The organism is Bradyrhizobium acaciae (genome assembly GCF_020889785.1).
Classification (GTDB): domain Bacteria; phylum Pseudomonadota; class Alphaproteobacteria; order Rhizobiales; family Xanthobacteraceae; genus Bradyrhizobium; species Bradyrhizobium acaciae.
Window position 1 is genome coordinate 16,370 of record NZ_JACMYK010000028.1, and the last position, 22,154, is coordinate 38,523.

25 protein-coding genes are annotated in these 22,154 nt (G+C 64.8%); 11 read left to right on the forward strand and 14 right to left on the reverse strand.

Annotated elements, in window-relative coordinates:
* Positions 1 to 36: 36 nt before the first annotated feature.
* Together H8A92_RS14280 and grxD are read right to left on the reverse strand one after the other, a co-directional pair.
* Positions 37 to 588 carry an O-acetyl-ADP-ribose deacetylase gene (locus tag H8A92_RS14280; RefSeq protein WP_229196450.1) on the reverse strand — a complete coding sequence of 184 codons (552 nt, stop codon included), beginning with the start codon at positions 586 to 588 and terminating at the stop codon, positions 37 to 39.
* A complete protein-coding gene (gene grxD, locus H8A92_RS14285; RefSeq protein ID WP_016843475.1) occupies positions 585 to 917 on the reverse strand; it encodes a Grx4 family monothiol glutaredoxin in 333 nt (110 codons plus the stop codon). Before grxD ends, H8A92_RS14280 begins: the two co-directional genes overlap by 4 nt.
* A 293-nt stretch (positions 918 to 1,210) precedes the next feature.
* Here grxD and egtB point away from each other — a divergent pair, with 293 nt between their 5' ends.
* From egtB to H8A92_RS14300, 3 genes are read left to right on the forward strand one after another with little or no spacing between them, the layout of a single operon-like run.
* The gene (egtB, locus tag H8A92_RS14290) at positions 1,211 to 2,464 is read left to right on the forward strand and encodes an ergothioneine biosynthesis protein EgtB (RefSeq protein ID WP_229196409.1); all 1,254 of its coding nucleotides are present in this window, start codon (positions 1,211 to 1,213) and stop codon (positions 2,462 to 2,464) included.
* Positions 2,465 to 2,517: 53 nt separating this feature from the next.
* The gene (gene egtD, locus H8A92_RS14295) at positions 2,518 to 3,486 is read left to right on the forward strand and encodes an L-histidine N(alpha)-methyltransferase (protein ID WP_229196410.1); all 969 of its coding nucleotides are present in this window, start codon (positions 2,518 to 2,520) and stop codon (positions 3,484 to 3,486) included.
* A gap of 21 nt (positions 3,487 to 3,507) precedes the next feature.
* Positions 3,508 to 3,906: a DUF4345 domain-containing protein gene (locus H8A92_RS14300; RefSeq protein WP_229196411.1), complete on the forward strand. Its 399-nt coding sequence runs from the start codon at positions 3,508 to 3,510 to the stop codon at positions 3,904 to 3,906.
* An 11-nt stretch (positions 3,907 to 3,917) separates the two neighbouring features.
* Here the strand turns inward: H8A92_RS14300 and H8A92_RS14305 are convergent, their stop codons facing one another.
* On the reverse strand, positions 3,918 to 5,099 hold the full coding sequence (locus tag H8A92_RS14305; protein WP_229196412.1) for a low temperature requirement protein A: 1,182 nt from the start codon (positions 5,097 to 5,099) through the stop codon (positions 3,918 to 3,920).
* A gap of 30 nt (positions 5,100 to 5,129) precedes the next feature.
* On the reverse strand, positions 5,130 to 5,366 hold the full coding sequence (locus tag H8A92_RS14310; protein WP_021077843.1) for a BolA family protein: 237 nt from the start codon (positions 5,364 to 5,366) through the stop codon (positions 5,130 to 5,132).
* 184 nt (positions 5,367 to 5,550) lie between these two features.
* On the opposite strand from H8A92_RS14310, the gene H8A92_RS14315 reads away from it, so the two are divergent.
* On the forward strand, positions 5,551 to 5,910 hold the full coding sequence (locus H8A92_RS14315; RefSeq protein WP_229196413.1) for a DUF427 domain-containing protein: 360 nt from the start codon (positions 5,551 to 5,553) through the stop codon (positions 5,908 to 5,910).
* A 124-nt stretch (positions 5,911 to 6,034) separates the two neighbouring features.
* Here the strand turns inward: H8A92_RS14315 and H8A92_RS14320 are convergent, their stop codons facing one another.
* The gene (locus H8A92_RS14320; RefSeq protein WP_074128140.1) at positions 6,035 to 6,208 is read right to left on the reverse strand and encodes a DUF1328 domain-containing protein; all 174 of its coding nucleotides are present in this window, start codon (positions 6,206 to 6,208) and stop codon (positions 6,035 to 6,037) included.
* Positions 6,209 to 6,392: 184 nt separating this feature from the next.
* Between H8A92_RS14320 and H8A92_RS14325 the strand changes: the two genes are divergently transcribed.
* Both H8A92_RS14325 and H8A92_RS14330 read left to right on the forward strand, forming a co-directional pair.
* The gene (locus tag H8A92_RS14325; protein ID WP_229196414.1) at positions 6,393 to 7,577 is read left to right on the forward strand and encodes an acyltransferase family protein; all 1,185 of its coding nucleotides are present in this window, start codon (positions 6,393 to 6,395) and stop codon (positions 7,575 to 7,577) included.
* A gap of 199 nt (positions 7,578 to 7,776) precedes the next feature.
* The gene (locus H8A92_RS14330; RefSeq protein WP_163159026.1) at positions 7,777 to 8,037 is read left to right on the forward strand and encodes a GlsB/YeaQ/YmgE family stress response membrane protein; all 261 of its coding nucleotides are present in this window, start codon (positions 7,777 to 7,779) and stop codon (positions 8,035 to 8,037) included.
* A gap of 97 nt (positions 8,038 to 8,134) precedes the next feature.
* Here the strand turns inward: H8A92_RS14330 and purL are convergent, their stop codons facing one another.
* Entirely contained in the window at positions 8,135 to 10,366 is a 2,232-nt protein-coding gene (gene purL / locus H8A92_RS14335) for a phosphoribosylformylglycinamidine synthase subunit PurL (RefSeq protein ID WP_229196415.1), read from the reverse strand.
* A 162-nt stretch (positions 10,367 to 10,528) separates the two neighbouring features.
* Between purL and H8A92_RS14340 the strand changes: the two genes are divergently transcribed.
* The 3 genes from H8A92_RS14340 (at position 10,529) to H8A92_RS14350 (ending at position 14,660) form a co-directional block, all read left to right on the forward strand.
* Positions 10,529 to 11,020 carry a PaaI family thioesterase gene (locus H8A92_RS14340; RefSeq protein WP_229196416.1) on the forward strand — a complete coding sequence of 164 codons (492 nt, stop codon included), beginning with the start codon at positions 10,529 to 10,531 and terminating at the stop codon, positions 11,018 to 11,020.
* Positions 11,021 to 11,291: 271 nt separating this feature from the next.
* A complete protein-coding gene (locus H8A92_RS14345; RefSeq protein ID WP_229196417.1) occupies positions 11,292 to 13,532 on the forward strand; it encodes an alkaline phosphatase family protein in 2,241 nt (746 codons plus the stop codon).
* A 150-nt stretch (positions 13,533 to 13,682) separates the two neighbouring features.
* Complete coding sequence (locus H8A92_RS14350) at positions 13,683 to 14,660, forward strand: DMT family transporter (RefSeq protein WP_229196418.1); 978 nt, start codon at positions 13,683 to 13,685, stop codon at positions 14,658 to 14,660.
* Positions 14,661 to 14,721: 61 nt separating this feature from the next.
* Here H8A92_RS14350 and H8A92_RS14355 read toward each other — a convergent pair whose 3' ends face one another.
* From H8A92_RS14355 to purC, 7 genes are all read right to left on the reverse strand, one after another.
* Positions 14,722 to 15,099, reverse strand: a complete 378-nt coding sequence (locus H8A92_RS14355) for a hypothetical protein (RefSeq protein WP_229196419.1) — start codon at positions 15,097 to 15,099, stop codon at positions 14,722 to 14,724.
* A 124-nt stretch (positions 15,100 to 15,223) separates the two neighbouring features.
* Positions 15,224 to 15,961, reverse strand: a complete 738-nt coding sequence (locus tag H8A92_RS14360; protein ID WP_229196420.1) for a tetratricopeptide repeat protein — start codon at positions 15,959 to 15,961, stop codon at positions 15,224 to 15,226.
* A 199-nt stretch (positions 15,962 to 16,160) separates the two neighbouring features.
* Positions 16,161 to 17,138, reverse strand: a complete 978-nt coding sequence (locus tag H8A92_RS14365) for a tripartite tricarboxylate transporter substrate-binding protein (RefSeq protein WP_229196421.1) — start codon at positions 17,136 to 17,138, stop codon at positions 16,161 to 16,163.
* A 5-nt stretch (positions 17,139 to 17,143) separates the two neighbouring features.
* Complete coding sequence (gene purQ / locus H8A92_RS14370) at positions 17,144 to 17,845, reverse strand: phosphoribosylformylglycinamidine synthase subunit PurQ (RefSeq protein ID WP_229196422.1); 702 nt, start codon at positions 17,843 to 17,845, stop codon at positions 17,144 to 17,146.
* A gap of 4 nt (positions 17,846 to 17,849) precedes the next feature.
* The gene (locus H8A92_RS14375) at positions 17,850 to 18,431 is read right to left on the reverse strand and encodes a hypothetical protein (RefSeq protein ID WP_229196423.1); all 582 of its coding nucleotides are present in this window, start codon (positions 18,429 to 18,431) and stop codon (positions 17,850 to 17,852) included.
* 13 nt (positions 18,432 to 18,444) lie between these two features.
* The gene (gene purS, locus H8A92_RS14380) at positions 18,445 to 18,687 is read right to left on the reverse strand and encodes a phosphoribosylformylglycinamidine synthase subunit PurS (RefSeq protein ID WP_029083848.1); all 243 of its coding nucleotides are present in this window, start codon (positions 18,685 to 18,687) and stop codon (positions 18,445 to 18,447) included.
* Between the two features lie 9 nt (positions 18,688 to 18,696).
* Positions 18,697 to 19,464, reverse strand: coding sequence for a phosphoribosylaminoimidazolesuccinocarboxamide synthase (purC, locus tag H8A92_RS14385; RefSeq protein ID WP_016843454.1), 768 nt, complete (start codon positions 19,462 to 19,464; stop codon positions 18,697 to 18,699).
* 348 nt (positions 19,465 to 19,812) lie between these two features.
* Between purC and H8A92_RS14390 the strand changes: the two genes are divergently transcribed.
* Complete coding sequence (locus H8A92_RS14390) at positions 19,813 to 20,136, forward strand: DUF1476 domain-containing protein (RefSeq protein WP_229196424.1); 324 nt, start codon at positions 19,813 to 19,815, stop codon at positions 20,134 to 20,136.
* 14 nt (positions 20,137 to 20,150) lie between these two features.
* Here H8A92_RS14390 and H8A92_RS14395 read toward each other — a convergent pair whose 3' ends face one another.
* A complete protein-coding gene (locus H8A92_RS14395) occupies positions 20,151 to 21,110 on the reverse strand; it encodes a LysR family transcriptional regulator (protein ID WP_229196425.1) in 960 nt (319 codons plus the stop codon).
* A 113-nt stretch (positions 21,111 to 21,223) separates the two neighbouring features.
* Here H8A92_RS14395 and H8A92_RS14400 point away from each other — a divergent pair, with 113 nt between their 5' ends.
* Complete coding sequence (locus tag H8A92_RS14400) at positions 21,224 to 22,048, forward strand: isocitrate lyase/PEP mutase family protein (RefSeq protein ID WP_229196426.1); 825 nt, start codon at positions 21,224 to 21,226, stop codon at positions 22,046 to 22,048.
* The last annotated feature ends 106 nt before the right edge of the window (positions 22,049 to 22,154 follow it).

A 22,154-nucleotide genomic window follows, 5' to 3' on the forward strand; every position in this document is an offset into this window, starting at 1 on the left:
CCCCGGATATCACGGGGAAGTGTAGCGGCGGTATCATCAGGCACAAGGGCTCCCAAAGGCGTCCAGGACCTCCTGATGGAGTTCGCCGCTCTGGGGTGAGAAGCAGCAGAAGATCACCTGCGTGACGCCGGGCGCGGCCGGCAGGGCATCAACGACAGTTTTGACGGCGATTTTGGCGGCCCGATCCGCCGGAAATCGAAACACACCGGTGGAGATCGCCGGAAACGCGACCGAAGCGAGATTATGACTGCGGCAAAGCTCAATCCCGCGGCGATAACAAGACGCCAAATGGGCGTCCTCCCCACGATCACCGCCATACCAGATCGGTCCAACGGCGTGGATCACATGCTTGGCGGGGAGCCGGTAGCCCTTGGTGATCTTGGCATCGCCGGTTTCGCAGCCGTTGAGCGTCCGACACTCGGCGAGCAGCTCGGGGCCCGCCGCGTCGTGGATCGCGCCGTCGACGCCACCGCCACCAAGCAGCGAAGAATTGGCCGCGTTGACGATGGCGTCAACGCGGAGTGTCGTGATGTCCGTAACGATGACTTCGAGCCGCGCCTTGCCGATCCGGCGCGCGGTCAAGGTCAGGCAGCCACGTCGACCGGGATGCCCTTGTCGGCAAACAGCTGCTGCAATTCACCGGCCTGGAACATCTCGCGGATGATGTCGCAACCGCCGACGAACTCGCCCTTCACATAGAGCTGCGGAATCGTCGGCCAGTTCGAATAGACCTTGATGCCGTTGCGCAGCTCGGCGGATTCGAGAACGTTGAGGCCTTTGTAACCGACACCGATGTGGTCGAGGATCTGCACGACCTGACCGGAAAACCCGCACTGCGGGAATTGCGGCGTGCCCTTCATGAACAGCACGACGTCGTTCGACTTCACTTCGTTGTCGATGAATTGCTCGATGCTCATTTTCGCTTCCTTGCGTAGGCGGCGCTCTCAGGCCTTAACGGGCCGGCCCGCCCTTCTAACCCGTGACTGACTATATATGTAGCTCAAACCATTGTGCACCCAAAGCAAAATGGCGGAAATCTGGCATGCGACGGGGGCCGGACGGCACCGCAAAAAGCGCCGGGATTATCTGACGGCCCCAATATCATCATGGGGGAGGCTTTTTTCCCGTAACGGAGCCCCTATCTAGGACGAACTGTCCGTCAGGAACCAGATTGCCGAAGCAACGTTCTCCCCTGGAATCGGAGACCCATGTGACGAAACCAGCCTCTGCCGCGGCCGCCCTTTCCGCCGCCACCCCGTCACTGTCCTCCGAAACCGGGCCGCTCGCCGAGCGGCTGGTGGCCGCCTATCGCGCGGTCCGCGACGAGACCGAGCGCCGGGCCGCCCCGCTGTCCCCCGAAGACCAGCTGATCCAGTCGATGCCGGATGCGAGCCCCGCCAAGTGGCATCGCGCGCATACGACCTGGTTCTTCGAGCAGTTTCTGCTCGGCGAGCACGTCCAAGGCTACACCCCATTCCACCCGGACTACGCCTATCTGTTCAATTCCTATTACGTCACCGCCGGCCCCCGGCACGCCCGGCACCAGCGCGGCCACCTGACCCGCCCGACGGCCGGCGAGGTGACCGCCTATCGCCGCCATGTCGATGCCGCGGTGGTGAAATTCTTCCAGACCGCCACAACAGAAAAGCTCGCGGCGCTGGTGCCGCTGGTCGAGGTCGGCCTCAACCACGAGCAGCAGCATCAGGAGCTGATGTACACCGACATCCTGCATGCCTTCGCGCAGAACCCGATCCCGCCGGCCTACGATCCGGCCTGGCGCTTCCCGGCGTCGCACGGCGGCGCTGACCAATGGGTGACGCTCAACGAGGGCATCCACACCGTCGGCCACGCCGACGACAGCTTCCATTTCGACAATGAGAAGCCCGCGCATCGCGCGCTGGTCGGTCCGGTCAAGCTCGCCAAGAATCTCGTCACCAATGCCGACTGGCTCGCCTTCATCAAGGACGGCGGCTATTCCACCGCCACGCTGTGGCTGATGGACGGCTTCGGCACCGTGAGCGACGAGGGCTGGCAGGCGCCCGGCCACTGGCGCAAGATCGACGGCGAATGGCAGATCATGACGCTGGGCGGCCTGCAGCCGATCGATCCGCAGGCTCCGGTTTGCCATGTCAGCTACTACGAGGCTGACGCCTTCGCCCGCTGGGCCGGCAAGCACCTGCCGACCGAGATGGAATGGGAGGTCGCAGCGCGCGGCGGCCTGCTCAACGATGCCTACGGCATCGTCTGGCAGTGGACCCGCAGCTCTTATTCTCCCTACCCGGGCTACCGCGCGATCGAAGGCGCGCTCGGCGAATACAACGGCAAGTTCATGGTCAACCAGCTCGTGCTGCGCGGCTCGTCGCTGGCGACGCCATTAGGTCATAGCCGTGTCACCTACCGCAACTTCTTCTATCCGCACCATCGCTGGCAATTCACGGGGTTACGCCTCGCCGACTATGCCTGATTGAGTCCCGTCGACATCAAGTGCGCGCCGGTAAGCGCGTTCAGGAGAGTATCATGAATGTGCATGCCGCCGCGTTGGCCAAAGCGTATCCGTTCGACGAAGCGACCTCGGCGTTTGCCGGCGACGTGATCGGCGATCTCGCCCGTCACCCGAAACGGCTGTCGCCGAAATATTTCTACGACGCCGCCGGCTCGGAGCTGTTCGAGCAGATCACGGTGCTGCCGGAATATTATCCGACCCGCACCGAACTCGGCATCCTGCGCGACCGCGGCGACGAGATCGCAGCGATCATCCCCGAAGGTGCGGCCCTGGTCGAGTTCGGCGCCGGCGCCACCACCAAGGTGCGCCTGCTGCTCGAACATTGCGAATTCGCAGCCTACGTGCCGGTCGATATTTCCGGCGATTTCCTCAAGGCCCAGGCCGACGGCTTGCGGAAGGATTTCCCCGGTCTCGGCATCTATCCGGTCGCGGCCGACTTCACCACACCGTTCGCGCTGCCCGAGGCCGTCGCTACGATGCCGAAGGTCGGCTTCTTCCCCGGCTCGACGCTGGGCAATTTCGAGCCGAGCGAGGCCTTGGCCTTCCTGCGCAGCGCGCGCCAGATCCTCGGCCACGGCGCGCAGATGATCATCGGCGTCGACCTCGAGAAGGATGAGCGCGTGCTGTACGACGCCTATAACGACGCGGCCGGCGTCACCGCGCGCTTCAACCTCAATGTGCTGGTTCGCATCAACCGCGAGCTCGGCGGCAATTTCGACCTGTCGGGCTTCACCCACCGCTCGATCTACAACCGCGACCGCCATCGCATCGAAATGCATCTGATCAGCCGCAAGGCGCAGACCGTGCGCATCCTCGGCAACACCTTCGCCTTCCGCCCCGGCGAAAGCATTCACACCGAGAACAGCTACAAATATTCGCTCCCGCGTTTCACCGCGCTCGCCCGCAGCGCGGGCTGGACGGTGCGCGAAAGCTGGACCGACGCCAACACGATGTTCTCGGTGCATGCGCTCGTGGCGGACTAGCGCCTAACCAGGACGGGCACGATGATGGGACGGCGTGCGCTGCAGATTGCAACGGCGGCGCTGGCCCTGGTGCCCATCCTCACCGGCATCATCACCATGCTCGGCGTCAGCGATCCGCTCTACGCGGGATCTGGCGTGCCGGCGCTGCCGGTGCTCGACAGCAATCTGCGCTTCTTCGGCGGGGTCTGGCTCGGCCTCGGCTTCGCGCTGCTGTGGCTGGTGCCGCGCATCGAAAGCGAGAGCGTGTTGTTTCGCGTGGTGTGGGGCGCCATCTTCCTCGGCGGCATCGGCAGGCTGCTGTCGATGGCGATGGTAGGCACCCCGCCGCTGCCCTTCGTGGGCTTCACCTTGCTTGAAGTGATCGGCGCACCGCTGTTCGTCTATTGGCAGCACCGCGTGGCAACGGACGGACGCAGATAGCGCGGACGCCCCTACTCCTCATCCCCCGTCGAGCGCAGCGAGATCGATTCCCACGCCGCGACCACGATCATGATCGCGGTGGTGACGAGCGAGAGCACCAGCGGCGACATCCCGCTGGCGAAATAGGCCGTTATCGCGAGCGCGACGATGCCGACGCCGTGCGAGAGCTGCAGGAAGTTGCGGATCACGTATTTGAACAGGATGGTCCCGACCAGGAACAGCGCGGGGCCGCCGACCGAGCTTATGATCGTGTTGAGATCAGCATGGCCGCCAGGGTGCTTCAGCACCAGTTCGTCGGCGACCGCGGTGAGGATGATGCCGCCGACGATCGGCATGTGCAGATAGGTGTAGGCGATCCGCGCCACGCGGCCGGATTCCTCGGACTTGGAGATCATCTCCGAGCCGGCCTCGGCGCCCTTGTGAAAATAGATCCACCACATCGCGATGCTGCCGACCAGCGCCGAGATGAAGGCGGCGACATTCTCCGGCGTCCAGGTCAGCTCGGCGAAGGTGGCGCCGTCGACCACGATTGCCTCGCCGAGCGCAATGATGATGAAGCCGGCGCAGCGCTCGGCCATGTGGCCGCCCTCGACCGACCACGCCTCCATCGAGGAAAAACCGAGGCCAGGGGTCCAGAACCGCAGGGCCGGCGCGACATATTCGATGGCGAGCGCCGCAATCCAGAGCCATATGCGCGTCTCGTGCTCGGCGAAGCCGCCGAGAATCCACAGCACGGCCGAGCCGGACAGCCAGGTCAGGATTCGGATCGCGTTGTGGCGCACCGCCGTCCGGCGCCGCGGCGTCGCCAGCAACCAGAACGCCGTGCGGCCGACCTGCATCGCCGCATAGGTCCCGGCGAACCACAGCCCGCGGCCCTCGAAGGCGCTCGGAATCGAGGTCGACAGCAACAGCCCGCCCAGCATCAGGACGAACAGCAGCAGGCGGACCGGCGTCAGGTCGGGATTGAGCCAGTTGGTGACCCAGGTGGTGTAGACCCACACCCACCACACCGCGAGAAACAGCACCGTGACCTGCACCGCGCCGAGCGGGGTAAATTGGTGCAGCAGCGTGTGCGACAGCTGCGTGACTGCGAAGACGAAGACGAGGTCGAAGAACAGCTCGGCATTGGTGACGCGGCTGTGCTGGTTCGGCACGATGACGCGAAACATCGCGCCGCGCGGATTGTCTGCCATCGCCTGAGGCCCCCGCCCGCTGGCCGGGGCCTAGCCTTCCGGCACGCCGGTCTGCAGGGCCAACGCGTGCAGCACGCCGCCCATCTGGCCCTTCAGCGACTGGTAGACGATCTGATGCTGCTGAACCCGGGACTTGCCACGGAATGACTCGGAAACGACAGTGGCCGCATAGTGGTCGCCGTCGCCGGCCAGATCACGGATCGTCACCTCGGCATCAGGAATCGCTGCCTTGATCATCGATTCGATATCACGGGCGTCCATCGGCATCCCAGTCCACCTCCGTCAGGGTCGTTCGAATCATGGCCGGCTTGGCAGCCATGCAGGTAAAACCTAGCGCCTGAGGTCTTCTAGGTCATCCCTGGGCACACTATATTCCCATTCCCAGCGATTTAAACCTGCATCAATCGGTCACAAGACATCACGCCGAAATGACCAGAAGAGGCGCAGAATCATGAAGCTCCCCGGCCCCGACCATCCGATCACGATCACACCCAATGGCAAGCGCGTCCGCGTCACCGCCGACGGCGTCGTCATCGCCGAGACCACCCATGCGCTGACCCTGAAGGAAGCGAGCTATCCGGCCGTGCAATACGTCCCCCGGCAGGACGCCAACATGGAGCTGTTGACCCGCACCGAGCGGACCACGCACTGTCCCTACAAGGGGGACGCGAGCTATTTCAGCATCAAGGCCAACGGCAAGACGCTGGACAATGCGATCTGGACCTATGAGACGCCGTTCCCGGCGATGACCGAGATCGCCGGCCACCTCGCGTTCTACCCGGACAAGGTGAGGATCGAGGAAGTCGCCTAGACCGTCTCGCCTGCCGCTATCGCCGAGCCTCGCCTGGCGCTTCGTTGCGTGCTGACTCGCCCGAAGACCGAAATGCCCGGGTGAGGCCCGGGCATTTCGACGGAAGTGTTCGGCCGGACCGGCGCTAGACCCTGAATATCGTGAGCCCGAGGATCAGCAGCACCAGGAAGATCACGACGAACACGTAGAACAGGAAGCGCGCAATGTCGGCGGAGGCGGCGGAAATGCCGGTGAAGCCGAGCAGGCCCGCGATGATCGAGACGACCAGGAAGATCAACGCCCATTTCAGCAGTGTCATTGCTTGCTCCACAAACCGCGCGCATTTGCGCGTCCGCCGATAACGTCCGCTACCGACCCCGGTTCCAGAACGAAACAGATGCGCTGAGATGACCGACCTCGATACCCCGGAATCGGGACAATTGGGCCTTGCTGAATCGGGTTCCCGATTGCAACATCAGGCTGCAGACCCGGCTGGGGGCACCATGAAATCGATTGCTCACGCGGCTCCGGCCGTCGACGTCCAGGCAGCACCGAAGCTCCACAAGCGCAACCTTGCCCTGGACCGTGCACGCACCTTCCTGACACTGGTCGTGCTGCTGCACCACGCCGTGATCCCCTACACCCATTTCGGGCACACCGACCCGACGTCGTGGATCGGCTTCGACTGCGTGGTGCTCGCCACCGACAGCTTCTTCATGGCGATGTTCTTCTTCCTGTCGGGACTATTCGTCTGGCCCGGACTTGGTCGCAAGCCGTGGCTGATCTTCCTGCGCGACCGGCTGCTCCGGCTCGGCCTGCCGTTCGTGGTCTGCGCCGTCGCCGTGATCCCGATCGCTTATTACGCGATCGCGCTGCGCGCGACGCCGGACCTGACCTTCTCCGAATTCTGGAAGAAGACCATGATGTTCGGGCCCTGGCCGAGCGGCCCGATCTGGTTCGTCTGGGTCTTGATGGCCTTCGACTTGACGGCCAGCGTGCTGTATCGCGTGTCGTCGACGCTGCTCGAACCGATCAACCGGCTGTCGATCAAGGGATTCCAGCGCCCCTCGAAGTTCTGGCTGTTCCTCGTGATCGTCAGTGCCGCCGCCTACCTGCCGATGCTGGTCCATTACGGCCAGAACTACTGGTTCGAGCTTGGACCGTTCTCGGTGCAGGCGAGCCGCGTGCTGCTGTATGCATGCTATTTCTTCATTGGTGCAGGGATCGGCGCGGCCAACCTCGAGGGCGGCGTGCTCAGCGCGCACGGACGGCTGACCGAGCGGCGCTGGTTCTGGACCGGCATCACGCTGATCCCCTACGCGCTGATGTGGACGATGATCTATATCAAGCGCCAGATCATCGGTAACCCCGATCCGTTGCCAGGCTGGTATCTCGCGATCTACGGCAGCTTCTACGTGCTGTTCAGCGCCTCGATCCTGTTCGCGATCCTGGCTTACTTCCTGCAATCGAAGGCATCGGGGCCGACGCTGCTCGACCGCATGCAGAGTGACGCCTACGGCATGTTCCTGGTGCACTATCCGATCGTGCTGTGGCTGCAGTACTGGCTGTTCGACATGGATCTGCCGGCGATCGCAAAGGCTGCGATCGCATTCTTCGCCACCGTGGCGCTGAGTTGGGCCCTGACCGCCGCGCTGCGCAGGCTGCCGGGCGCCAACTACGTGCTGTAGAGGTCACGCTGCGATCTCGTCCCTGGCCGCCACGCTTTCCAGCCGCGGTGCGCTTGCTGCGCGGTGGTCGCGCCGCAAGCGGCAAGGTTGACGGCCCGGTCGCGGCGACAAGTTGCGCACAACCTGCCATTGGTCACATCCCGCCCCCTGATTCTCAGGTATGCTGGCCGGACTGCTTGACCTCAAGGAGCGTCCCGAGATGAACGACCCTCAAGTTGGATGGATCGCCGCAATCATCGTCGGCGGATTGGCCGGCTGGCTCGCCGAGATGTTCATGAAGACCGGAACCGGCATCTTCATGAATATCATCCTCGGCATCGTCGGCGCCGCGCTGGCGAACTGGCTGTTGGGTCTGCTCGGCGTATCGCTCGGCGGAGGATGGATCAGCTATCTCGTCGCCGGCTTCATCGGCGCCTGCGTGATCATCTTTGCCTGGCGCGCGGTCCGCGGCGCGACCTGAAGCGATCGTGCTTGAACAAAAGCAATAGCGCGATGACAGGGTCATCGCGCTATTGAGGTTCTGTTCGCTTGACGTTGCAGCGCCTGATCCTCCCGGATCAGGCGGCAGTGCCGTGCATGTAGTTCGGCAGCCAGTGCTCGAACGCGCGGGACAGGTTTTCGACCGCAACGGGCGCCTCGCCGGCGACCGCAATCGCGTCCCCGCCGGTGGTGCCGATACGTGCGCAGGGCACGCCCGCGCCCTTCATCTTGGCCAGCACGAGACCTGCGTCGGCGGCGGGCACGGTGACGACGTAGCGCGCCTGATCCTCGCCATACCAATAGGCATGCGGCACGATCGAGGACGGCGCCGCCAGCAGCTGCGCGCCGATTCCGCTCGCGATCGCCATCTCGGCGAGCGCGATCAGGAGCCCGCCGTCGGAGAGGTCATGCACGGCGGTCGCGGTGCCGGCGCGGATCATGCCCCGCACCACATCGCCGTTGCGCTTCTCGGTGGCGAGATCGACCGGCGGCGGAGCGCCCTCCTCGCGGCCGCAGACATCGCGCAGGTAAACCGACTGGCCGAGCCAGCCCTGGGTGTCGCCGACCAGCAGGATCGCCTCGCCCGCCGCCTTGAAGGCCAGCGTCGCCGACTTGGTGAAGTCGTCGAGCAGGCCGACGCCGCCGATCGAGGGCGTCGGCAGGATGCCGCGGCCGTTGGTCTCGTTGTAGAGCGAGACGTTGCCGGACACGACCGGGAAGTCCAACGCAACGCAGGCCTCCGCAATACCCTTCAGGCAGCCGACGAACTGGCCCATGATCTCGGGCCGCTCCGGATTGCCGAAATTGAGGTTGTCGGTGATCGCGAGCGGCCGGCCGCCGACGGCGGTGATGTTGCGCCAGGCTTCGGCGACCGCCTGCTTGCCACCCTCGAAAGGATCGGCCTCGCAATAGCGCGGGGTGACGTCGACGGTGAGCGCAAGTCCCTTCGGCCCGTCCTCGACGCGGACCACCGCGGCGTCGCCGCCGGGGCGCTGCATGGTATTGCCCAGGATGACGTGGTCGTACTGCTCCCAGACCCAGCGCTTCGAGCACAGCTCGGGCGTGCCGATCAGCTTGGTCAGTGCGTCGGCGATGCCGAGCGGCGGCTTGACGTCCTGCCCCCGGATGACAGGCAGCGCGTTCGAGGCGACGTGCGGGCGGTCATAGACCGGCGCCTCGTCACCGAGTTCCTTGATCGGCAGGTCGGCCATCACGTCGCCGCCATGCTTGACGACGAAGCGCTTGCTCGGCGTGGTGTAGCCGACGATGGCGAAATCGAGCCCCCATTTGCGGAAGATCGCCTCGGCCTCTTTCTCCTTCTCGGGCTTGAGCACCATGAGCATCCGCTCCTGGCTTTCCGAAAGCATCATCTCGTAGGCGCTCATGCCGGTCTCGCGGGTCGGCACCGCGTCGAGATCGAGGTCGACGCCGAGATCGCCCTTGGCGCCCATCTCGACCGCCGAGCAGGTCAGGCCCGCCGCGCCCATGTCCTGGATCGCGACCACGCAATCGGCGGCCATGATCTCGAGGCAGGCTTCGAGCAGCAGTTTCTCGGCGAAGGGATCGCCGACCTGCACCGTCGGGCGCTTCTCCTCGGAGGCATCGTCGAATTCGGCCGAGGCCATCGAGGCGCCATGGATGCCGTCGCGGCCGGTCTTGGAGCCGAGATAGACGATCGGCATGTTCACGCCGGAGGCCGCCGCGTAGAAGATCTTGTCGGCGTCGGCGAGGCCCACCGCCATCGCGTTGACCAGGATGTTGCCGTCATAGCGGGTGTGAAAGCGCACCTGGCCGCCGACCGTCGGCACCCCGAACGAATTGCCGTACCCGCCGACGCCGGCAACGACGCCGGACACGAGGTGCCGGGTCTTGGGATGCTCCGGCGCGCCAAAACTCAGCGCGTTCAGGCAGGCGATCGGGCGCGCGCCCATGGTGAAGACGTCGCGCAGGATGCCGCCGACGCCGGTGGTCGCGCCCTGGTAGGGCTCGATGTAGCTCGGGTGGTTGTGGCTCTCCATCTTGAACACCACGGCCTGGCCGTCGCCGATATCGATCACGCCGGCATTCTCACCGGGGCCCTGGATCACCCAGGGGGCCTTGGTCGGCAGGCCGCGCAGATGGATCCGCGACGACTTGTACGAGCAATGCTCGTTCCACATCGCCGAGAAGATGCCGAGTTCGGTGAAGGTCGGAACCCGCCCGATCAGCTTGAGGATGCGCTCGTACTCGTCCGGCTTCAGCCCGTGGGCGGCGACCAGTTCGGGGGTGATCTTCGGTTCGTTCTTGGGGTCGTTCTTGGGCGCGTTCATGGGACCCTTAATAGGTAGATCGAACGGGGGCGAAAAGGCCTTTTACGGGGCATTTTCGGCCTGTCCAGAGCTTTGCGGCAGCTGGCCGCGGGGTGCGGGATTTGCACAATGGGGATGGATCGGATTTAAGGACCCGAACCCGACAATTGAAGGTCAAATTTCGTGAACGAGCGCGCCAAGACCGCATTAGAGACCGCATTCAACCGCCGCCCCGACCTGCACGTCGAAACCGAGGGCGAATTCGCCGGCTGGCGGACCTGGACGCGGGACAATTTCGAGAGCCATTCCGGCCCCTTTTACCATCGCATGGACGAGAACGGCCGCATCGCGTGCGCGTTCCGGGTCGCCAAGAAGCACCTCAACGGCGGCGGCAACGTCCACGGCGGCTGCTTCATGACCTTCGCGGATTACTGCCTGTTCGCGCTCGCCGGCTCGGTGCTCCAGGGCCCCGGCGTCACGGTGTCGTTCGCCTCGGAATTCCTCGACGCGGCCCGCGAGGGCGACCTGATCGAATGCACCGGCGAAGTCACCCGCGCCGGCATGTCGCTGATCTTCGTGCGCGGCATGCTGACATCGGCCGGGCGGCCGCTGTTCAGCTTCTCCGGCACCATCAAGCGGGTGAAGCGGAAGGCGCCGACGGAGGCGCCGGCGTAAAGTTCACGGCCGCTTCGCTCGAAAACGCGAGCTCTGTGGACACGCCTCGTCATCCAGTCGTTACATCGACACCGGTTGCATCGAAAGCAGAGCGCTAGTTCGTTGTGTTCAAGCGCCTTCTTGGCGTGACGCAACGCAAACGCGAGTTGTGACGCAACGCCGCGCTGTCGCCGCGTCGTCGCGGGCGCGTCACATGCCCGTCAGCCAAGGCTCCGAAGATTGCTGAACGGTTTCCGTTTGTGCATTCGCGCAGCGATGTTGGGGCATTCTCATGAAATTGAAGACGTTTGTTTCCGTCACGTCGGCGATGACGCTCGTCGCATCACTGGCGTGGACTGCAATTCCGGCGCGCGCCGGTCAGGACGGCGATAGTGGTGATCGCGGTGCTGGCGATTCCCGTGGTCACGATCACGATCAAGATCAGGATCAGGACCATGACGGCGACCATCATGGCCGCAAGCCGCGCGTGGTGATGATCTCGCTCGACGGCGCCAAGCCCGATTTCATCCAGAAATTCATCGAGGAAGGCGTGCTGCCGCGCGACGGCGGCCTCGCCAGGCTCAGCCGCCGCGGCGCGGTGGCGTTGCAGAACGTGACGGCGTCACCCTCGCTCACCGCGGTCTCGCATATTGCGATCGCGACCGGTTCGACGGCGGTTCACAACGACATCCCATCGAACACGTTCCAGCCGATCGTCGGGCCGATCTCCAGCAGCATCAGCGGCTTTGCGGCACCGATCGGCGGCTACAATGAGAGCCCGCTCGGGCCGTCGGCAAGCCCGACGGCGCAGCCTCTGTGGGTGCAGCTGCGCCAGCAGGGCAAGAAGGTCGTCACCGCGACCTGGCCCGGCGGCGACGGCGCCGACATCTCGATCAACAAGACCGTGGTGCAGCCGGCCCAGCCGACCCGCGTGACCGACTTCACGGTGCCGTTCGGCGCCTTCGGCGGCATCGGGGCCCAGGGCTTCACGCTGTCGCGCAGCGACTTCACGGCCGATCCCGGCATCGTCGCGGCGCTGCAGGCTGCAGGCCATTTCTCGTTCAGCCCCGTGCTGGTGACCTCGGCGCCGATCGAGACATTCTCGTGCTCCGCAGCGGCGACCGCGACCTGCACCAGCGCCTCGACGCTCGACGTCAAATATTCGATCCGCGTCGCCGCGATCGACACCACCAATGACCGCAAGGTGAACTACGACACGCTGGTGTTCTTCGACGATATCAGAGGCATCACCGCGGGACCGTTCCACGCGCCCTCGACCGGGCCGGCCTACGTCAAGTTCGGCGGCGAGAACGCCCCGTTCTTCTTCGAAGGCAGCGGCGCCAAGGTCGGTGCCGCCTACTTCGTCTCGGCGCTGTCGCCCGATCTCTCGGTGGTGCGCTTCGCCCGCTACGGCGCCAACTACATCCCGCGCAACACGCCGGTGCTCGCCGATGTCGACGACATCAACAACAACATCGGCTTTTGGCGTCCGCAGGCCGACTTCCGCATTCCGGAGCGCCTGAGCCCGGGCTTCACCAATTTTCCCGACGTCGAGATCGAGACGATGTACGAGGACATGGTGAAGACCTTCGTGCGCTACCAGGCCAATATCGGTGAGCGCGCGATCAAGACCCATCCCGACGCCGACCTCGTGATGGTCTATATCGAGCAGCCCGACGGCTCCGAGCACCAGTTCCTGCTGACCGATCCGCGACAGGGCACCAACCCGACCGATCCGAACTCGATCGGCGCCAACCAGGATCCGGCCAAGGTCAAGCGCTACGCGTCCTACATCCGCTTCGCCTACCAGACCGCCGACCGAGCGGTGAAGCAGATTGCCGATGCGGCGGGCCGCGACAGCAACGTCGTCGTGGTGTCGGATCACGGCTTCGCACCGTTCCACACCTCGGTCAATCTCACCAACATCCTGCGCAACGCCGGCATCGACACCAGCAAGGTCGGGGTCCGCACCTCGGGTCCCGCCGCCGACATCTACGTCAACCTGCAGAACCGCGAGCTCGGCGGCACCGTCGATCTGGCGACCTACCGCAACTTGGTGGCGCAGATCACCGATGCGGTGAAGAACGCGGTCGATCCCAATGCGCGCTTCAACTACTCGCTCAAGGATCAGCGCATCTTCACCGTCGTCGAGACCCGGCCCCTGCAATGCGACGCCGGAACCGGACAATGCACCAGCAAGAACGTCGGCCAGGACTATGGCGACGTGTTCGCACTGATGGCGCCCGGCTACAATTTCGACGGCTTGCAAAATCCGGGCGTCGCGCGCCAGGGCGACGCACCGTTCAACTCGGCAACCACCGCGCTGTCGATGCCCAACTTCTACGGCGCCCACGGTCACGACCCCGAGCTCCCGGTGATGAGCGCGACCTTCATCGCCGCCGGGCCGCAGATCCGCAAGGACGCCGTGGTGCGGCACATGCGCAATATCGACGTGGCGCCGACCGTCATCCGGATGCTGGGCGCGACACCGCACCAGGTCGATGGCGAGGTGCTGAGCGAGGTGCTGCGCTAGGTCCTGCGCGGGGAGCACAGGCAAATTCCGCGTGATGGACGCCGGCCCGGCGCCCATCAGGTTTCGCTTTTGAACCGCTCCCCCTAGCCTTGCAGCGCAAGGCCAAGTTAGATTGCTGCTTCGCGCCAACGCGCGGGGAGCCACATCAAGGTGCCGAAGAGCACAGCGAACACGGGCGGCGTAACGGCTCCCGCGATCACGCCCACTCCGTCCACGTCAGCGCCGGGCGCGCGCGGCTGGCGCGACTATGCGCTGCTGCTCGCGCTCGCCTGCTGCTGGAGTTCGACCTATCCGCTGACCAAGATCGGACTCGGCTCGATCCCGCCGGTCACCTTCATCTCGGCGCGCTCGCTGGTCGCCGCCTTGTTCCTGCTCGTCGTGCTGCGCATCCGCGGCATCCGCATCCCGACCGACATCAAGGCATGGAAGCTGTTCGCCTTCCAGCAGACCATCAACTCGACGATCCCGTTCCTGGTGATCACCTGGGCGCAGCTCTACGTGCCGGCATCCAACACCGTGGTGCTGGCCTCGACGACGCCGATCTTCGCCTTCCTGATCACCTGGGCGATCACGCGGCACGAGCCGGCCTCGATGCTCAAGCTCGCCGGCGCGATCCTCGGTCTCGCCGGCACGATCGCGATCATCGGCCTCGACGCTCTCTCGGGCTTCGGCAAGGAGATCTTCGCCGAGATCGCGATCCTGCTCGCGACCATCTCGTTCGCCTGCGCCACGATCTTCGGGCTCCGGCTGTCGGATTACGATCCGATGGTGGTGGCGGCCGGCTCGCTGCTGTTCGGCGGCACCGTGCTGCTGCCGGTCGCCCTGATCGTCGACCATCCCTGGACACTGCACCCGACGCCGCAGGCGCTGGTCGCCACCGTCGTGATGGGCATCTTCTCCAGCGCGTTCGGGTTGATGCTTTTCTACATGTGCCTGACGCGGCTCGGCACCCTCACCACGAACGCGCAGGGCTATCTGCGCATTCCGATCGGCGTCGCGCTGTCGGTGATCCTGCTCGGCGAATCCGTGCCGTCGAACCTGGCGCTCGGGCTGTTGCTGGTGATGGCCGGCGTCGCCGCGATGACGGTGCCGACCGAAGCGGTCAAGCGCTGGCTGCGAAAAGTCTAGTGGGTCGAATCTGACGGTTATGTCCCGGCAATGGCCCATCCAGAACCCTGTCTTGGCGGACCTATTCGTCGATACTCCAGGTGCTCCGATCATCGATCGGATTTGGCAATCTACCGGCAAGGCAATCTGCGAGTGATTTCGGGGAGAACCGGCGATCCCGACACTCGATTACCCACGAAAGAAAGTCGGCAGGTCCGCCATTGAGATACGGCGGTGGCGACACCGGTATGAAGACAGTCGGAAGGCGCTCTGTCAGCGACAGGTAATTGAGAACATGTCCAAGTTCCTGGATCACGCGCCAAGCAAGCGGATCGGAGATATCGATGACGAATTTGGTCCACCAAGCCCCGTCGTCGCGTCCTGTCCCGATCCGCCCCTTGATGGCCGGAATTCGGATCAACAGTGTCGTTAGCGCGATGAATTCCGGATCTTCGGTCAAGGGGCCGCCATTAGGTTACGCCGCCAAGGCTTGGTGCCCTCACCTGACGGTGGCGATGATCTTATCAGAGTCTGCGATCGAGGCGAAGGGTCTGCGTTGTCGTTGATCTCAGCTTAGATACCGCTCAGGCCGACAATTGCTTCTCGGCGATCGAGAGCCATTCGGCCTGCGCGTCGCGCAGATATTTCGGCGCACGCCGCATCTGGATCAGCAACTCGTTGAACACGATGCGCGCCTCGGCGGTGCGGCCGACCAGCTGCAGCAACAGGCCGTAGCGGACCCGCGCCTCGGCGCCGGGAAAATACTGCGACACCGCCTGATATTCTTCCAGCGCCTCGTCGAGCCGGCCGAGCTCGGCGAGCGAACGGGCATAGAGCAGATGTCCGTCGGCGGATTCAAAATCGGGCCAGCGCTCGCGCAGGCCGTCGAGCGTCGCCAGCGCCTCGGCCGGTTGCTTGCGGGCGAACTGGGCCTGCGCCTTGGCCAGCGCGTAGGTCGGATCGTCGCCCTGCGGCAGTCCGAGCACGTGGTCGTAATGGCTTTCCGCCTCCTCGAAGCGACCGACGTTCTGGCACTCCGCGGCGAGCGCCGCGCGGTTGGCGATCGTGTCCGACGTCGCGAGCCGGTCGGACAGTTCGCGGTAACGCTTCTCCGGATCGAGCCGGTTGGCGACGCGCTTGCGCGCCTGTGCGGCACCCGGTCCACCCCACCATTCCGGAACGAGCTCGACGACGATGTAGGCGAGCGCGCCGATCAGCGGCACCATCAGGATGATGAAGGCCCATGGCTGCAGGCGCCCGGTGCGCGAGGCGTGGTAGATCAGCGTGATGTCGAGCAGCAATACGACCAATGCAACGGGCATGCGAATCCCAGCGAGCCGGACAGACCATCCAAATCGCCTCCGTCATACCTTGCCCGGCACGCTGCGACAATCCCCGGTTGTTCGCCCGGCTGCGCTAGCGTGAAGAGATCATGAAACGGGCGCGACTATTCCTGCATTGGTCGCTGAGGGAACGGACCAGGTTCACGGTCCGTGTCGGAGCTGGCACGCGGCACAAGCACTACTTCTTGTCGTCCGCCAGCAGCGTGCGGTACTTCGCGACGTCGCGGGTCACGAGTTGCTGCAGCGCCCCGGGCGCGAGCTCGTCGGCATCGGGCGCGACCGTCGACAGATCGACGAAGCGCTTCTTCACGGCCTCGCTCGCAACCGCGCTGCGCGCGGCCGCGTTGAGCTTGGCGATGATCTCGGGCGGGGTACCCTTCGGTGCGAACAGGCCGTTCCAACCCTGCGCCTCGAACTCCGGCAGTCCGGCCTCGGCCGAGGTCGGCACCTCTGGCAGCGAGGCGAGCCGCACAGTCGAGCCGACCACGACCGCCTTCACCAATTTGTCGTCGATCGCCTGCGACACCGAGGCTGCCGCATCGCAGACGCCGTCGATCTGGCTGCCGATCGCATCCGTCAGCGCGAGCGCCGCGCCGCGATAGCCGACCAGTTGCACGTCGATCCCGGCCGCATGCACGAAGCTCTTGCAGATCAGGTAATTCGAGGAGCCGACGCCGGCATGGCCGAGATTGACCTTGCCCGGATTCTTCTTCGCGTAGTCGATGAATTCCTTGAGGTCCCTGGCCGGGAAATCCTTGCGCAGCGCGACGATGCCGAAGGTCTTCGCCACGACGGCGATGGGCGCGAAGGAGTCAGGTGTGAACGAAAGTTTCGGATAGATGGTGTAGGTCGCGGCGTTGGTGCCGGCGTTGCCGATCGCAATGGTGTAGCCGTCGGGCTCTGCGCGCGCCGCACGGGTCAGCGCGGTCGAGCCGCCGGCGCCGCCGACATTCTCGATGATGATGCTCTGGCCCAGCGCCGCGCTCATCTGGTCGGCGACGGCGCGGGCAATCACGTCGGAGGTGCCGCCGGCCGTGAACGGCACGATCATCGTGATCGGACGTTTTGGGAAGTCCAGCTTCGCGGAATCCTGGGCGTGAACTGCTGTCGCGAGAACGAGCGCCGCGGCCGCGGCAAGGCACCACCGCCCAAGCATTTCCGTTACGCCGCCTTCTCGAACTGCTGGACCAGCCCCGCGAACAGGCCGCGGCCGTCGGTGCAGCCCATGATCTCTTCGACGTGATTCTCCGGATGCGGCATCATGCCGAGCACGTTGCCGCGCTCGTTGACGATGCCGGCGATCGAATGCGCGGCGCCGTTGAAGTTGGAGGCCTCGTCGACCACGCCATCGGCAGAGCAGTAGCGGTACAGCACCCGCCCGTCGCCTTCGAGCCGCTTCAGCGTCTCTTCATCCGCCTCGTAATTGCCTTCGCCATGCGCCACCGGCACACGGATCACCTGGCCGGCATTGTAGCCCCGGGTGAACGGCGTATCGGAGCGTTCGACGCGCATGTGCACGTCGCGGCAGACGAATTTCAGCCCGGCGTTGCGCATCAGCACGCCCGGCAGCAGTCCCGATTCGCAGAGGATCTGGAAACCGTTGCAGACGCCGAGCACGAGCCCGCCCGAGGCTGCGAAGTCGCGCACCGCGTCCATCACGGGCGCGCGGGCCGCGATCGCGCCGCAGCGCAGATAGTCGCCATAGGAAAAGCCGCCGGGCACCACCACGAGGTCGGTGCCTTTGGGCAGCGCGGTCTCGGCATGCCAGACCATCGAAGTCTCATTCCCGGATGCAAGCTTGAGCGCGCGCGCCATGTCGCGCTCGCGGTTGATGCCGGGGAAGACGAGAACGGCTGATTTCATTGCATCACCTGGTTTTGGGCGCCAGCACGAGCTTAACTGCGGCGACAAATCTTGCGTAATTATCGTTGCTGGCCTTTTCGTCACGCGCCGAGCTGATCAGGCTGGCGGAGCCGCCTTGTCCGCCGAACAGCAAGCCGCTGACCTGATACTCGTTTGCGCCGTTGGGCGTCACGGTCAGGCGCCGCGCCTTGAACATGCGCGGCGCTGTGCCCTTGTCGCCATCGACGCCGAGGAGCGTGATGCGCTGTCCGGGCGTCCGCTGCTCCAGCGCCTTGATGATCTGCTCCTGCCCCTCACGGAACTGGTCGAGAGTCATCTGCTTTCCGCCGGTATAAAACCGGTAGCTCACCTTGGAACCTGCACCGCAGGACGATTGCGCGCAGCGGAACATGTGCACGTCGGAGCCACGGCGCTCGTAGCTCCACCCGCTGACCGTGAACGGCGGCGGCTGCGTCGTAGCCGAGGGTGGCGGCGGCGCCGATTGCGCCGAGACACCGCCGATCCCGGCAACCGTCAGCAGGGCAAGCAACAGCGATCGGACGAAGATACGGTCACTGCCGGCAGAGGCGGGAGCGGCTGTTATCATTTGGCTCGCCCGGCTAGCTCAGGACCTCGACCCGATAATTCTCGATCACGGTGTTCGCCAGCAGCTTGTCGGCGGCGGCTTTGAGCGCCGCCTCCGCCTTGGCCTTGTCGGTCGCGGCGAGCTCGATGTCGAACACCTTGCCCTGGCGAACGCTGGCGACGCCGTCGACGCCGAGCGATTTCAGCGCCCCCTCGATCGCCTTGCCCTGCGGATCGAGGATGCCCGACTTCAACGTAACAGTCACACGTGCCTTCACGATTGCCTCTTAGCTCTTCACCAGCACAGGGCCGCTTCCGGCCGGCCGTTCATTTTCGATCAGGATGCCGAGGCGCTTTGCCACTTCGGTGTAGGCTTCGAGCAAGCCGCCCAGATCCCTGCGGAAACGATCCTTGTCGAGCTTCTCGTTCGACTTGATGTCCCAGAGACGGCAGGAGTCCGGGGAGATCTCGTCGGCGACGATGATCCGCATCATTTCGTTCTCGAACAGCCGCCCGCACTCCATCTTGAAGTCGACGAGGCGGATGCCGATGCCGAGGAAGAGACCGGTGAGGAAGTCGTTGACGCGGATGGCCAGCGCCATGATGTCGTCGATTTCCTGCGGCGTGGCCCAGCCGAAGGCGGTGATGTGCTCTTCCGACACCATCGGGTCGTTGAGCTGGTCGTTCTTGTAATAGAACTCGATGATCGAGCGCGGCAGCTGGGTGCCCTCCTCGATCCCGAGCCGCTGCGACAGCGAGCCGGCGGCGACGTTCCGCACCACCACCTCGAGCGGCACGATCTCGACCTCGCGAATCAGCTGCTCGCGCATGTTCAGGCGGCGGATGAAGTGGGTCGGCACCCCGATGTCGTTGAGGTGCTGAAACAGGTACTCCGAAATCCGGTTGTTGAGGACGCCCTTGCCCTCGATCACCTGGTGTTTCTTGGCATTGAACGCGGTCGCGTCGTCCTTGAAGTGCTGGATCAGGGTTCCCGGCTCGGGGCCTTCATAAAGCACCTTGGCCTTGCCTTCATAAATACGGCGTCGACGGCTCATTGGGATGTACCGTGTTTTGTTGAAATCCATGGATTTGGGTGCTCCGGATGACTTGGGTTACGACCCACGACGGAGCTGCCGCGGAGGCCTGGAACCCGAACAATCCACTGGAAACAGAACAAGAACCATGCCTGTTGGCAACCTATCCGATTGGGCCATCCAGTACAATCGATAGTGCCCGTTTCAGGGCACTTATACCGCCCTATCAAAAAGGGCCGATTCCGCCTGTTTTGCCTGCGGCTTAACGGCTCGTTGTCTTGCCGATTCGTCCCACTTATCTAGGCACGCATCGGGGCTGCCGCAACGCGCGGAAAGCCCGCCATTCAGCAGGGAACTGGAACTTCAGCCATGAACGAATTCGACAAGCGCGAGGAAGGTTTCGAGAAGAAGTTCGCCCTCGACGAGGAGCAGAAGTTCAAGGCTGAGGCGCGCCGGAACAAGCTGCTTGGCCTGTGGGCCGCCGAGAAGCTTGGCATCGCAGGCGACGCCGCCACTGCCTATGCCAAGGACGTGGTCGCCGCCGACTTCGAGGAACCCGGCGACAAGGACGTGCTGCACAAGGTTCTGAGGGACCTCACCGCCAAGGGCCAGGCCGTCACCGAGCGCGACATTCGCGCCAAGATGGACGAGCTGCTGGCCGTGGCCGCGGCACAGGTGAAGGCGGGGACCTGAGTTCCCGCGACGGCCTACAAACTCGACTTTTGCCCGCGCCGGACATCGTTCCGGCGCGACGTATTTGTGCCCCTCGCCTTGGTGAACTCGGCGCGGATGATGTCGAGCAGGCGGCGTGACGCGGCGCTGAGGAAGCCGCCATGCCGCGTCACCGCGACCACTTCGTGACTGGCGGTGAGATTGCCGACGCGGATCGTCGCGAGCGCCGCGGTGCGCAGCTCCTCCGCTGCATTGCTTTGTGACAGCAGCGCGATCCCGAACCCGGCCTCGACCAGCCGCTTCTGCGCCGTCAGGCTGTCGACCGGCGTCCAGGCGACCTCGCCGAGCCCGTGCGTCAGGAACAACGCGAACACGTGCGAGGCGGTGATCTCGCGGCGGCCAGGCACTTCGGGAAAGGCGATCCATCGCTCATCCCTGAGATCGGCAAGCTTGCCGACGCGACGTCCGGCCAGCGGATGGTCCGGCGCGCAGACCACCCCGAGCGGTTCGGCGAACAGCCCTTCGCAATCGAGATCACGCGAGCGGTCGCGGTCGTAGCGCAGCCCGATCGTCGCCTCGCCGCGCCGAATCAGGTCGCTGACCTCGGCGCTGGTCGCAGTGCGCAGCGTCAGCGCGACATCAGGATGCCGGCCGGCAAAGCGCTTCAGCACGTTCGAGAGCCGTTCGCCCGCAAGCGTGCCGGTCACCGCCAGCGCGACGGGGCCGGAATTATCGCGCGAGAGCGCGCGCACCGCATTCTCGGCGTCCTGCGCCGCCGCCACCGCGCGCTCGGCATAGGGCACCATCACCCGCCCGGCATCGCTGAGCCGCGTCTTGCCCGCGATCCGCTCGAACAAGGGCACGCCGAGCTCCTGCTCCAGCAGTGCGATGCGCCTTGAAATCGCCGGCTGCGAGCGATGCAGCGCCTTGGCGGCATTCGAGATGCCGCCGCGCCGATGCACCACCAGGAACGTATTGAGCGCGTCGCTGTCCATCATTCGCCCCATGCAAAAAGCTGATAGCATTGAGAGGAATAACAAATTTGTCTGATGGCCGAAACCGCCCTATCGCTGTCGCCAGTCGCTTTCCTCAACCATCAGGAGTTCACATGCGCACCCAGGCAGACAAGGCAGCACGGTTTCGCGAGCTGCATCAGCGGCCCGGCGCCTTCATCATCCCAAATCCCTGGGACGCCGGCACGGCGAAGCTGCTCGCGGCAATGGGCTTTGAAGCGCTCGCGACGACGAGCCTCGGGCTCGCCAACACGCTCGGCCGCGCGACCGTCAGCCTCGATGCGATCATCGAGAATTGCCGGGTGATATCGGAGGCGACCGACCTCCCCGTCAACGCCGACCTGGAGAATTGCGGCGCCGACGATCCGAAGACCGCGGCGAAGGCGATCGCGCGTGCCGCCGAGGCCGGCGTGGTCGGCGGCTCGATCGAGGACTCCACCGGCAACCGCGAGCATCCGATCTACGATTTCTCGCTCGCGGTCGAGCGGGTGCAGGCTGCCGTCGAGGCCGCGCGCGCCCTGCCCTTCCCGTTCACGCTGACGGCGCGGGCGGAAAACTTCCTCTGGGGGCGCAAGGATCTCGACGACACCATCAAGCGGCTTCAGGCCTTCGAAGCCGCCGGCGCCGACGTGCTGTATTCGCCCGGCCTTTACGACATCGGCACGATCAAGACAGTGGTCTCGGCATTGAAGCGGCCGTTCAACCTCGTGATGGGCTTTGCCGATCCGACCTTGACGGTCGAGCAACTGTCGGCCGCCGGCGTCAAGCGCATCAGCGTCGGTGGCGCGATGGAGCGCCACGCGCTCAACGCCGTCCTGCGCTGCGCCCGCGAGATGAAGGATCAGGGCGCGTTCAGCTTCGTGCGCGACATGGCGCCGGTGAAGGAGGTGCGTGAGATGTTCACGGCCAGCCGGGGATAATTCAACGATCAGCGCCCTTGCGAGCGAAGCGAAGCAATCCATTGTCACCGAACACTGGTCAGATGGATTGCTTCGTCGCTATCGCTCCTCGCAATGACGGGAAGAG

Bases quoted from the DNA above. Each gene is read 5' to 3' on its own strand.
- H8A92_RS14330 (WP_163159026.1), top strand. From the start codon at position 7,777: ATGAACGACCCTCAAGTTGGATGGATCGCCGCAATCATCGTCGGCGGA.
- grxD (WP_016843475.1), bottom strand. From the start codon at position 917: ATGAGCATCGAGCAATTCATCGACAACGAAGTGAAGTCGAACGACGTC.
- H8A92_RS14365 (WP_229196421.1), bottom strand. From the start codon at position 17,138: ATGCTTGGGCGGTGGTGCCTTGCCGCGGCCGCGGCGCTCGTTCTCGCG.
- H8A92_RS14325 (WP_229196414.1), top strand. From the start codon at position 6,393: ATGAAATCGATTGCTCACGCGGCTCCGGCCGTCGACGTCCAGGCAGCA.
- purQ (WP_229196422.1), bottom strand. From the start codon at position 17,845: ATGAAATCAGCCGTTCTCGTCTTCCCCGGCATCAACCGCGAGCGCGAC.
- H8A92_RS14400 (WP_229196426.1), top strand. From the start codon at position 21,224: ATGCGCACCCAGGCAGACAAGGCAGCACGGTTTCGCGAGCTGCATCAG.
- H8A92_RS14360 (WP_229196420.1), bottom strand. From the start codon at position 15,961: ATGCCCGTTGCATTGGTCGTATTGCTGCTCGACATCACGCTGATCTAC.
- H8A92_RS14345 (WP_229196417.1), top strand. From the start codon at position 11,292: ATGAAATTGAAGACGTTTGTTTCCGTCACGTCGGCGATGACGCTCGTC.
- purC (WP_016843454.1), bottom strand. From the start codon at position 19,464: ATGAGCCGTCGACGCCGTATTTATGAAGGCAAGGCCAAGGTGCTTTAT.
- H8A92_RS14375 (WP_229196423.1), bottom strand. From the start codon at position 18,431: ATGATAACAGCCGCTCCCGCCTCTGCCGGCAGTGACCGTATCTTCGTC.
- H8A92_RS14390 (WP_229196424.1), top strand. From the start codon at position 19,813: ATGAACGAATTCGACAAGCGCGAGGAAGGTTTCGAGAAGAAGTTCGCC.
- H8A92_RS14315 (WP_229196413.1), top strand. From the start codon at position 5,551: ATGAAGCTCCCCGGCCCCGACCATCCGATCACGATCACACCCAATGGC.
- H8A92_RS14320 (WP_074128140.1), bottom strand. From the start codon at position 6,208: ATGACACTGCTGAAATGGGCGTTGATCTTCCTGGTCGTCTCGATCATC.
- egtD (WP_229196410.1), top strand. From the start codon at position 2,518: ATGAATGTGCATGCCGCCGCGTTGGCCAAAGCGTATCCGTTCGACGAA.
- H8A92_RS14305 (WP_229196412.1), bottom strand. From the start codon at position 5,099: ATGGCAGACAATCCGCGCGGCGCGATGTTTCGCGTCATCGTGCCGAAC.
- purL (WP_229196415.1), bottom strand. From the start codon at position 10,366: ATGAACGCGCCCAAGAACGACCCCAAGAACGAACCGAAGATCACCCCC.
- H8A92_RS14300 (WP_229196411.1), top strand. From the start codon at position 3,508: ATGATGGGACGGCGTGCGCTGCAGATTGCAACGGCGGCGCTGGCCCTG.
- H8A92_RS14310 (WP_021077843.1), bottom strand. From the start codon at position 5,366: ATGCCGATGGACGCCCGTGATATCGAATCGATGATCAAGGCAGCGATT.
- H8A92_RS14395 (WP_229196425.1), bottom strand. From the start codon at position 21,110: ATGGACAGCGACGCGCTCAATACGTTCCTGGTGGTGCATCGGCGCGGC.